At 68.5% G+C, this 9,960-nt stretch carries 8 protein-coding genes; 5 read left to right on the forward strand and 3 right to left on the reverse strand.

Annotated features, from left to right (window positions below; genetic code table 11):
* Window positions 1-91 precede the first annotated feature (91 nt).
* The gene (locus V7Z54_RS03560) at window positions 92-1,168 is read right to left on the reverse strand and encodes a GGDEF domain-containing protein (RefSeq protein WP_334134401.1); all 1,077 of its coding nucleotides are present in this window, start codon (window positions 1,166-1,168) and stop codon (window positions 92-94) included.
* A gap of 297 nt (window positions 1,169-1,465) precedes the next feature.
* Here V7Z54_RS03560 and hpnC point away from each other — a divergent pair, with 297 nt between their 5' ends.
* From hpnC to V7Z54_RS03585, 5 genes are read left to right on the forward strand one after another with little or no spacing between them, the layout of a single operon-like run.
* The gene (gene hpnC, locus V7Z54_RS03565) at window positions 1,466-2,380 is read left to right on the forward strand and encodes a squalene synthase HpnC (protein WP_334134402.1); all 915 of its coding nucleotides are present in this window, start codon (window positions 1,466-1,468) and stop codon (window positions 2,378-2,380) included.
* Window positions 2,377-3,492, forward strand: coding sequence for an efflux RND transporter periplasmic adaptor subunit (locus V7Z54_RS03570; protein ID WP_334134403.1), 1,116 nt, complete (start codon window positions 2,377-2,379; stop codon window positions 3,490-3,492). The genes hpnC and V7Z54_RS03570 overlap by 4 nt, the downstream gene beginning before the upstream one ends.
* A 12-nt stretch (window positions 3,493-3,504) precedes the next feature.
* Entirely contained in the window at window positions 3,505-6,663 is a 3,159-nt protein-coding gene (locus V7Z54_RS03575; protein ID WP_334134405.1) for an efflux RND transporter permease subunit, read from the forward strand.
* 41 nt (window positions 6,664-6,704) lie between these two features.
* Window positions 6,705-7,574 carry a presqualene diphosphate synthase HpnD gene (hpnD, locus tag V7Z54_RS03580; protein WP_334134406.1) on the forward strand — a complete coding sequence of 290 codons (870 nt, stop codon included), beginning with the start codon at window positions 6,705-6,707 and terminating at the stop codon, window positions 7,572-7,574.
* 11 nt (window positions 7,575-7,585) lie between these two features.
* Window positions 7,586-9,082 carry a hydroxysqualene dehydroxylase gene (locus tag V7Z54_RS03585; protein ID WP_334134407.1) on the forward strand — a complete coding sequence of 499 codons (1,497 nt, stop codon included), beginning with the start codon at window positions 7,586-7,588 and terminating at the stop codon, window positions 9,080-9,082.
* A 54-nt stretch (window positions 9,083-9,136) separates the two neighbouring features.
* On the opposite strand, the gene V7Z54_RS03590 is transcribed toward V7Z54_RS03585, so the two are convergent.
* Window positions 9,137-9,472 (reverse strand): glutathione binding-like protein, encoded by a 336-nt coding sequence (locus tag V7Z54_RS03590; RefSeq protein ID WP_334134409.1) that lies wholly within the window; start codon window positions 9,470-9,472, stop codon window positions 9,137-9,139.
* Window positions 9,469-9,807, reverse strand: a complete 339-nt coding sequence (locus V7Z54_RS03595) for a hypothetical protein (RefSeq protein ID WP_334134410.1) — start codon at window positions 9,805-9,807, stop codon at window positions 9,469-9,471. The genes V7Z54_RS03590 and V7Z54_RS03595 overlap by 4 nt, the downstream gene beginning before the upstream one ends.
* Window positions 9,808-9,960 lie beyond the last annotated feature (153 nt).

Below are 9,960 nucleotides of genomic sequence, written 5' to 3' on the forward strand. Positions count from 1 at the left end.
TGGCTTATTCGTCGAAACTCCGATTGTAGCGTCAGCCAAGGCGCACCCCGGGGACGGCAGCCACTGTCCGCGCTACCCGGCCCCATGGCATTCAGAACAGCTCGACGTCCCCCTCAGATCCGCGAGGGGCCGTGCCCATCTCCGCCGGTTCGACGTCGGTTTCATAGCCACGCACCTGGTTGCGCCCCTGGCTCTTGGCCAAATAAACGGCACGGTCGGCACGCTCGAACGCGTCCGACGGCGTGTCGTGCTCGCGCAGGCGCGTGTAGCCGACGCTGACCGTGATACGCCCGACCTGGGGGAACGGATAGGCCTCGACCTGGGCGCGCAGGCGCTCCAATGCAGCGCGCGCGGCGTCCGCGTCGGCGGCCCGCATCAGCACCACGAACTCCTCCCCACCAAAGCGGTAGACGCGGTCATCGTGGCGGAAGGTGCTACGCAGGATGCGCGCCATCAGCAGCAGCACCTCATCGCCAATCAGATGCCCGAAGCGGTCATTGACCGACTTGAAGTGATCGACGTCCACCACCGCCAACCAGTAGTTGCCGCCAGTACGCTGTCGGCGCGCATCGGTGTTGCCACTGTCACCCGCAGCGGGCTGGGTGGCGCGGTAGAAGGTGTCGTCGAACGACTTGCGGTTGAGCAGGCCCGTCAGCGAGTCGCGCTCGCTGGCATCCAGCACGTTGACGAAGTTTTCGTAGATACGGGCCAGCCCTTCGACCAGCCGTATCCGCCAGTCGGTGGTGGCGCCACTGGTGTCGGCATGGGGGCCCTCTCCGCCGGCGGCGTCATACTCGACGACGACGATCAGTCGATCGTCGCTGTCGGTGACGATGGGCACGACGATGCGGCAGCCACCCTCGCCAGCAATCGCCACGGGGCGCCGCCGCGCCAGCGCCTGCACCATGACGGGTTCACTGGCGAGCGTGGGGCCATGCTCGAGCACCGCCAGCGGCGAGGCCGACTGCGGCACCGCTATACCCTGCTCGGCCCACACGCGCATCCACAGCCGCTCGCCATCGTCGCCGGGGACGACCTGCCACAACGTCACCCGCCGCGCATCGAGCAGCGAACGCAGCACCTCGACCAGCGTGGTGTCGATACGATCGCGGTCGCGCCCACGCGTGAGCCGCTGAATGTGTTCGAGGTGGTCGATGACGTGCCGCATGGCAACCGCGTCGTGCTGCTGTTCTTGTGAACTGTTCCTGTTTTTGATGTGTCGGGCGGTATCGCCGCGATACACCCTCGCCTCTGTGACGCTGTCTCCGTGGCGACAGCCCCCCGGGCGGCGCGACCGATGTCGGTTATTGCCGCACCAAAGCACACCGGCTCGCCCAGCGCCTCCCCCAAGAGACCCCGTAGGGAATCTCCAAAAAGCGTTATTCTGCACCAGCTCGCATGTTGGCACCAATCGGATAAACCCGATTGGCGTCTCTGGGCCCTGCGGCTGTGGCACCATCGCGGCATGGCGTGGGCCCATGGTGTCGATCATTATGAGAACTTTCCCGTCGCGTCCTGGCTGTGTCCACCGGCGTGGCGCGATGCCGTGCGCGCGCTGTACGCCTTCGCGCGCACCGCAGACGACCTGGCCGACGAGGGCAACGCGAGCGCGGCGCAGCGGCTGGCGGCCTTGCAGGCCCTGCGAGCAGCGGTGACGGCGTTGTGGCAAGACCGGCCTGTACAGGCCGATGCTGCGTGGCAGCCGCTCTGGGTGGCGCTGGATCGGGCACGTCGGCAGCACGCGCTGCCGCTGCAGCCGCTGCTCGATTTGCTCGATGCGTTCGAGCAAGACGTGCGCTGGCAAGCCGCTGCGCGGCGCTGGCGCGACGAAGCAGAGTTGCTGGATTATTGCCGTCGCTCGGCCCAGCCCGTGGGGCGACTGTTGCTGCACTTAGCCCGCGTGCACGATGGTGCCGCGCAGGCCGACAGCGACGCCATCTGCAATGGGCTGCAGCTCATCAATATGGCGCAGGACGTGGGCGTCGATCTGGCGCGCGGGCGTTGCTATCTGTGCGATACGTTGCTGCGTCGCCACGGTCTGGACCCCAGCCTGCCGCCCACTACCTGGGACGACGCTCGACTGGCGGGCGCGGTGCGCGAACTGGCAGGCTGGGGTTTGGCGCTGCTGGCCCGCGGCTGGTCACTGCCCCAGCGGCTGGGCGGTCGCTTCGGTTGGGAACTGCGCCTGGCGCTGGAAGGCGGTTGGCGAATCGGCGAATGCATTTGGCGCAGCGGGGGGCACACCCGCCACCAGCGCCCGCGGCTGCGCACGGCCGACGCGGCGCGTCTGCTGTGGCGGGCGCTGTGGCGCCACCGACCCGGGGTCCGACCGCTCGCACCATCCTCCTTACATCCTTTACTGGTCATTGAAACCTCATGAACCCTGACCCGCTTTTCCGGGCGGCCCGCTGGGGCATTGCCCTGCTGTGGCTTGGCCTGCTGGGGCCGCTGGCTGGCAACGCCAGCAGCCCGGGAACTGATCGCGCGCCGGCTGGCCCTTCCCGGGCCGCAGCGGCAGCGGTGCATATTGCGCCCTGGTCGAGCGTGCAGCAATTTCCGCTGCACAGCGTCCCCGCACAGCTGTTGCCGCGCAACGAGGCACGCATCAGTGCAGAGGTGAGCGGGCGCTTGCAGCGCTGGCTGGCCGACGTCGGCCAGACGGTGGCAGCCGGCGCCGTACTGGCCCAGTTAGATCCCACCGACCTGACGCTTGCCCGTGACCGCGCCCATGCGGCATGGGAGGCGGCGCAAGCGCGCCTGGCGCTGGGAGAAACCCAATTGCGCCGCGCCCGCGAACTGCAAGCCGAGGGTTTTTTGTCGGCCGAGGCGCTCAACGCCCGTGAAACGGAAGTCGCGCTGCTGCGCGCCGAAGCCAGCAGCGCGCACACCCAGTGGCGCAGCGCCGAACACCAGCTGAGCAAAACCGCCATCCGAGCGCCTTTTGCCGGCACGGTGATGCAGCGCTTGGCGCAGCAGGGAGAAGTGGTGGCCAGCGGCACGCCCCTGTTCGTGCTGGCCGAGCTGCGCGCGCCCGAAGTGCAGGCACAGCTGAGCAACGCCGATGCGCGCGACCTGCAACAAGCGCGCGACATCCAGTTCGTGACACGGGAGGGCACCACCGTGCCGCTGCGTTTTCTGCGCGCCACGGCGGCCCTGGCCAGTGGCAACCGGTTGCGCACGGTCCGTCTGGGGCCCATCGGCGCCACGGAACTGCCCCCAGGCAGTGACGGCGAATTGCGCTGGCGCAGTGCCCAGCCGCACGTGCCGCCCACGTTGCTGGTGCGCCGCGGCGACACCTTGGGCGTATTTTTACTGGACGACTCGGGATCCGAGCCGCGCGCGCGCTGGGTGCCATTGCCCTCCGCACAGGAAGGCCGCGCCGCGCCGGCCCGTCTAGCACCAGACGCGCGCGTGATCGTGCAAGGCCAGCAGGCACTGCAGCCGGGGCAGCCGGTGCGGGTGGTAGAAGCAGCCGCGCCGCAGCAACCCTAAGGACCCCACCCCATGCGGCTGCTGCGTGCTCTCATCACCAACCACCCGTTGGCCAACATCGCCTTCGTGGTGGTCATGGCGCTGGGCCTGCTGGGCTACGTGAGCCTGCCACGCGAGCGCGACCCGGAAATCAACTTCAACTGGGTCAACATCACCACGGTCCTGCCCGGCGCCAGTGCCGAGGAGGTCGAGCGGCTGATCACTGACCCACTGGAAGACGCCATCAAGGGCGTGGCCGACGTGCGCTTCGTCATTTCCAACTCGCGCGAAAACGTCTCCAGCATGCTGGTGCGCTTTCGCGACATCGACGCGCGCACCTTCGACAAGCGCATGAACGACCTGCGGCGCGAAATTCAGAACAAAGCCAGCGCCGAACTGCCCGAAACCGCCAAAGAGCCGCGCGTGCTGGAGATTTCGACCTCCAATGGCTTTCCCACCGCGATATTGCGCTTGGCCGGACAAGCCGACGATGAGGTGCTGCGACGCGAAGGTCGGCGCATTCGCGCCGACCTGGAGCGGCTGGCCGGAGTGGATCAGGTGTTCGCCTCGGGCTTGCGCGAGCCCGAGCTGTTGATCCAGCCCGACCCGTACGCGCTGGCGGCGCGCGGCCTGACCGGCGCCGATGTGGCCGATGCGCTGCGCAGTTTCTGGCGCGACACGGCCGCTGGCGCGCTGCGCACGCGCGACGGGCTGTGGTCGGTCAGCGTCAGCGGCGTCACGCTCGACCCGCAGCAGCTCGCAGGGCTGCCCGTGGTGTCGGCTACCCAGCCGCGCGTCAGCGCCCGCTTGGGGGAGGTGGCGCGCATCGAGCGCGCGCGCGGCAAGCCCAGCCAGCTGGCATCGATGGACGGACAGCCCACGATCTCGCTGGCGCTGACCAAGAAGGCGCGCACCCATACGCTGGCGCTGCTGGAGACCATCCGCGCCTACATCGAGCGCGAAAACGCCGCGCTGGCCCCGCTGGGGCTGCGCCTGACGCTGACCGACGACCAGACCATTCCGACACGTGAAGCCATCGACGTGATGCAGACCAACGCGCTGTACGGTGTGCTGTTGGTGCTGGCAGTGTGCTGGGTGTTTCTGGGCTGGCGCATCGGCGTGCTGGTAGCGCTGGGCATTCCGTTTTCGTTGTTGGGCACGTTTGCGGTGCTGCACGCATTGGGCTACACGCTCAACATTTCGGTGCTGCTGGGCGTGGTGATTGCGCTGGGCATGCTGGTGGACGACGCGGTGGTGGTGGTGGAGGCGATTTACTACCGCATCGAGCGCGGCCAGGCGGCACTGGTCGCCAGCCTGGACGGCATTGCCGAGGTCTGGAAGCCCGTGCTGGCCTCGGTGGCCACGACGCTGGCAGCGTTTTTGCCGCTGATGCTGCTGCCCGGCATCGTGGGCAAATTCATGTTTGTCATCCCCTTCGTGGTGACGCTGGCGCTGCTGATTTCGTTGCTGGAGGCGTTCTGGATGATGCCCGTGCACGTAAGCATGCTGCGGCTGGATCAGCCGTCGCGCGTGCAGGCGTGGCGCAAGCGCTTCAACCGGGCGCTGCGCCTGCGCTACGGACAGGCGCTGGCGGTGGTGCTGCGCTACCCGGGCCGTTTTTTGGCCGCCGCGGGGCTGATTCTGGTGGGTGCGGCGACGTTGGTGGTCACTGGCGTGGTGCGGGTGCAGTTTTTTGCCTTCGACCCCGTGCGGGCTTTTTACGTCAACGTGGACATGCCCGCCAACGCATCGCTGGAAGAAACCCTGGCCGAAGTGGAGCGGGTGGAGCAAGCGGTGCGCGCCCGTCTGCTTGGGGTGGGCGACGCGGACGCTGGCCTCGAGGCGCGCGCCGTCACCTCCACCGCCGGCCTCAAGTTCACCGAGACCGAACCCGTCTATGGTGACCACTACGGGCAGGTGTTCGTGTCGCTCAATCCGCGCACGCCCAGCAGCCGCGAGGTGCGCGACATCGTGGAGGCGATGCGCGCCGACATCGAGCGCCTGCCCGGCCCGGGACGCAAGAGCTTTACGCTGCTGTCGGGCGGACCGCCCGCGGGCAAGGCCATCAGCGTCAAGGTGCGCGGTGATGACTTCGAGCGCATTCAAGCCGCCGCCGACGCGATCAAAGGTGTGATTGCCGCCCTGCCCGGTGCGCGCGATGTGCAAGACGACAACGTTCCTGGCCGTGCTCAGCTGCGGCTGCAGGTGGACGCCGACGCCGCTCGTCAACTGGGGGTGCCCGTGGCGCAAGTGGCGCGACTGGTGCGGCTGGCCATCGACGGGGAGGTGGTGGCATTTACGCGCGACGGCGGCGACAAAATCGAGCTGCGCGTGCGCCATCCGGAACCCACCGAGGCCCTGCCCGACCCGATGGCACTGCTGCGCACGCCGGTGGCGCTGCCCAACGGGCAGATCACGCAATTGGGGCAGCTGGTGCAGGCCGACATCGCGCCGGTGCGCGGCTTCATCCGCCACCACAATCTGCGCCGCACCATCACGGTAGAAGCCAACCTCGACAAGGAGATCCTTGACACCGCCGAAGCCAACCGGCGCATCCGAGCCGCGTGGGAGTCGATGCGACTGCAGCACCCGGGCGTCGATCTCGATTTTTCCGGTGAACTCGAAGACATCGAAGAAAGCCTGAATGCGATGCAGCAGCTGTTCTTGCTGGGGGTGGGCTTGATTTACTTGATTCTGGCTGCACAATTTCGCAGCTACGGACAGCCGCTGCTCATTTTGGTGACGGTGCCGTTGGCCTTCGCCGGCGTGGCCATCGGGTTGGCCATCACGCGCAATCCCCTGTCGCTATACACGCTGTACGGCGTCATTGCGCTGACGGGCATCGCCGTCAACAGCGCCATCGTGCTCATCGACGCGGCCAACGAGCGGCTGCGCGCGGGCATGAGCATCATTCACGCGGCGCTGTGGGCGGCGCGGCGGCGCGTGGTGCCAGTGCTCATCACCAGCACCACCACCATCGGCGGGCTGGCATCGCTGGCCTTTGGACTGGGCGGCCACAGCCTGCTGTGGGGACCGGTAGCCTCCAGCATCGTGTGGGGACTGCTGGTGTCCACGGCGCTAACGCTGTTCGTGGTGCCGCCGCTGTACGTGCAGACCATGCGCGTAACGCGCCGCTGGTGGGCGCCTGCCCTGCACGGTGCCCGCGGCAGCGCGGCACGGGAGGCTCCATGAGCCCGATGCTGCCCCGCCGGCCCACGGAGCCTGCTGTGGCAATGCCGCCGTCTGCGCTGGCCTACGCGCAGGAACGTGCCGCGGCGGCGGGCAGCAGCTTTTACTACGCCTTTCTGTTTCTGCCGCCGGCGCGGCGCGCCGCCATCACCGCGTTTTACGCATTCTGCCGCGAAATCGACGACATCGTCGATGAGGTGCACGACCCGCATGTGGCGCAGGCCAAGCTCAACTGGTGGCGCCAGCAGGTGGCGCTGGCGTTTGCCCCACAGGGGCGTCCGCAGCATCCGGCACTGCAGGCGCTGCAGCCGCACATTCCCGTCTACGGTCTGACGCCCGAGCCGCTGCTGCAGGTCATCGACGGATGCGAAATGGACCTGCATCAGAGCCGCTATCTGGACTTCGCGGCGCTGCAGCGCTACTGTCACTTGGTGGCAGGCGTGGTGGGCGAGGTGTCCGCACGCATCTTCGGTCAAAGCGATCCCGACACCACCGCCTACGCGCACCGGCTGGGACTGGCGCTGCAGCTGACCAATATCATTCGCGACGTGGGCGAAGACGCGCTGCGTGGTCGGCTGTACCTGCCCATCGATGAGCTGCAACGCTTCGATGTGCGAGCGCACGAAATCCTCAAACGCGGCGTGGGCGCCGGACCGGATTTTGCCCAGCGCTTCCAGGCATTGATGCGCTTTCAGATCGAACGCGCGCTGGCCACCTACGACGAGGCCATTGCCCTGCTGCCGTCGGCCGACCGCCGCTCGCAAAAACCCGGGCTGATGATGGCCAGCATCTACCGCGCGCTGCTGCGCGAGATTGCCCGTGAGCCGGGCTTGGTGCTGACGCAGCGCGTGGCGCTGACGCCGCTGCGCAAATTCTGGCTGGCGTGGAAAGTGCAGGCGCTGGGGCAGCTATGAGGGGTCAGCGCTTGACGATTGTCGGCGGTGGTTGGGCCGGACTGGCAGCAGCCATTGCGGCAATGGATGCAGGCTGGCAGGTGACGGTGCTGGAAGCCTCGCGGCGCTGGGGGGGCCGTGCGCGGCGCGTGACGGTGCGCGATGCCAGCGGCCAGCCGTGGGCGCTGGACAACGGCCAGCACCTGCTGATCGGCGCCTACACCGCGACCCTGACGCTGCTCAACCGCGTCGGTGTCGATCCCCAGCGCGCCCTGCAGCGCATCCCGCTGACCGTGCGCTACCCGGACGGCTCTGGGTTGGCGCTGCCTGCGTGGAACGCGCGGCTGCCGCGTGCGCTGGCACCGCTGGCGATCGCGCTGGCACTGTTGCGCATGCGCGGCCATGGCTGGCGCGAACGGTTGACCGCATTGGCCGTTGCGCTACGCTGGCGCCGCCACGGCTACACGTGCGATGCCGGCGCCACCGTCGCCGACCTATGCCGCCCGCTGCCGACGCGCGTGCGGGACGAGCTGTTCGAACCCCTGTGCGTGGCTGCCCTGAACACGCCGCCCGAGCAGGCCAGCGGCGCGGTGTTTTTGCGCGTCCTGCACGATGCGCTGCTGGGGCCGGCCCAGCCGCCGCTGGCGCCCAGCGACCTGCTGCTGCCCCGGGTGGACCTGGGCGCGCTGCTGCCGGATACGGCCGTTGCGGCATTGGCGCGCGGCGGCGCTCAACTGCATACCTCAGCCCGCGTCACCGCCCTGCGGCGCGCGAACCGCGGGTGGTCGGTCATACTGGCCGACGGTACGGTGTATGACAGCGACGCGCTGATCCTGGCCAGCCCCGTGTGGGAAAGCGCACGGCTGCTGGCCACCGTGGCCGCCGATACAGAGGACGCTGGGACGCAGACCACAGCACTCGATGCGCCACCCCCCGCCCTGCCCACCGCCACCGATGCGGCAGCCCCTCACCCCGCCCCGGTGGCGGCCGCATGCAGTGCACAGGGCTTCGGACACCGCTTGCCTGTCCACGTGAAGCAAGCCATCACACGCTGGATCGGACTGGCGCAGGGGTTGACGCATGTGCCCATCGCCACCGTGTATGTGCGCGCACCGGCAAACTGGCACTGGCCTGCTGACGCCCCGGTGCTGGCACTGCGCAGCGATCCGCGCCACGCACCAGCCCAGTTTGCCTTTCTGCACCGACGCAGCAACTCCCCACAGCCTTACCTGGCCCTGGTCGCCAGCGCCCCCGACGCGACGCTGAGCACCGACCGCGCGGCGCTGGTGCGCGCCGTGCAGAGGCAATGCGCCGCGCAGCTGGGCCTGCACAGCGCGCTCGTGCTGCACGCCGCCATCGAAAAGCGCGCCACCTTCGCGTGTACCCCGGCGTTGCAACGTCCTCCCACATGCATCGCGCCCGCTTTGGTGGCTGCCGGGGACGCCATCGACGGCCCCTACCCCGCCACGCTAGAGGGGGCGGTGCGCAGCGGCATGGCCGCCGTGGCGGCGCTGGGCACGCCGGGTTGAAGGCCAATCGCCACCGCAGCGCCGCCGGACACCGGCCGTGCCGGGCTTATGCGCTCAGGACCGGGCGGCAGCCTTCAGTGCCTGATAAGCGGGTCGTGCATGGCAGCGCTGCACCCAATCGTGCACGCGCGGGAAAGCATGCATCAGCTCCAGAGAGGGGCGCGACCAATTGGCCACGCTCGCCACGCACAGGTCGGCAATGGTGAAACGCTCAGCGGCCAGATAGGGCCAGCCACGCTGCGCCTGTGCCTGCAAGTGCGCCTGCAGCACCGCCAGCGGCCCGCGCAATCGGCGCTCGGCCTCCGCCAGCTTGTCGGCATTGCGCCGCTCGGGCGGCAAGCCGATGCGGTGCATCAGCACCGTCAGCGCATCAGCCTCCAGTTCCGTCATGGCCCAAAACGCCCAGCGCAGGGCCTCGGCGCCTCCGGCGGCATGACCGGCGCGATGTCGGTGCCGTCACCGCGACCATGGTGCCGCGCCCGATAGAGTGCACACGCCTTCGACTCCCACACCACCACCCTGCTCTCGGGCCGCTCATCGACCAGCACTGGAATGTGGCCGTTGGGATTGAGCGCCAAAAACTCGGGAGTGCGCGTTGCCCCGCCCTGGTAGGGCCAAGAACGCGCCAATGGCCCCACCCCATCGGCCGGTGGGTGCGCGTCGCCCCACCCTGGTTGGGCCAAGAAACGTGCGTAAACGGCACACCCAATTCCAGCGCCGCCCACAGTGGGCGCACCGCCTTAGGTGCAAACATGCCATAGGGAAGGTCTGCACGACCGTCGCGAGCGGGCGCAGCGCCAGGCGCACGGAGCGCAGCGACCGAGACATCACAATGAGTTAGGCGAGGAAGCGAGCACCGCGCAACGCAGCGATGCGCT

It is taken from the genome of Tepidimonas sp., assembly GCF_036824975.1.
GTDB lineage: Bacteria > Pseudomonadota > Gammaproteobacteria > Burkholderiales > Burkholderiaceae_C > Tepidimonas.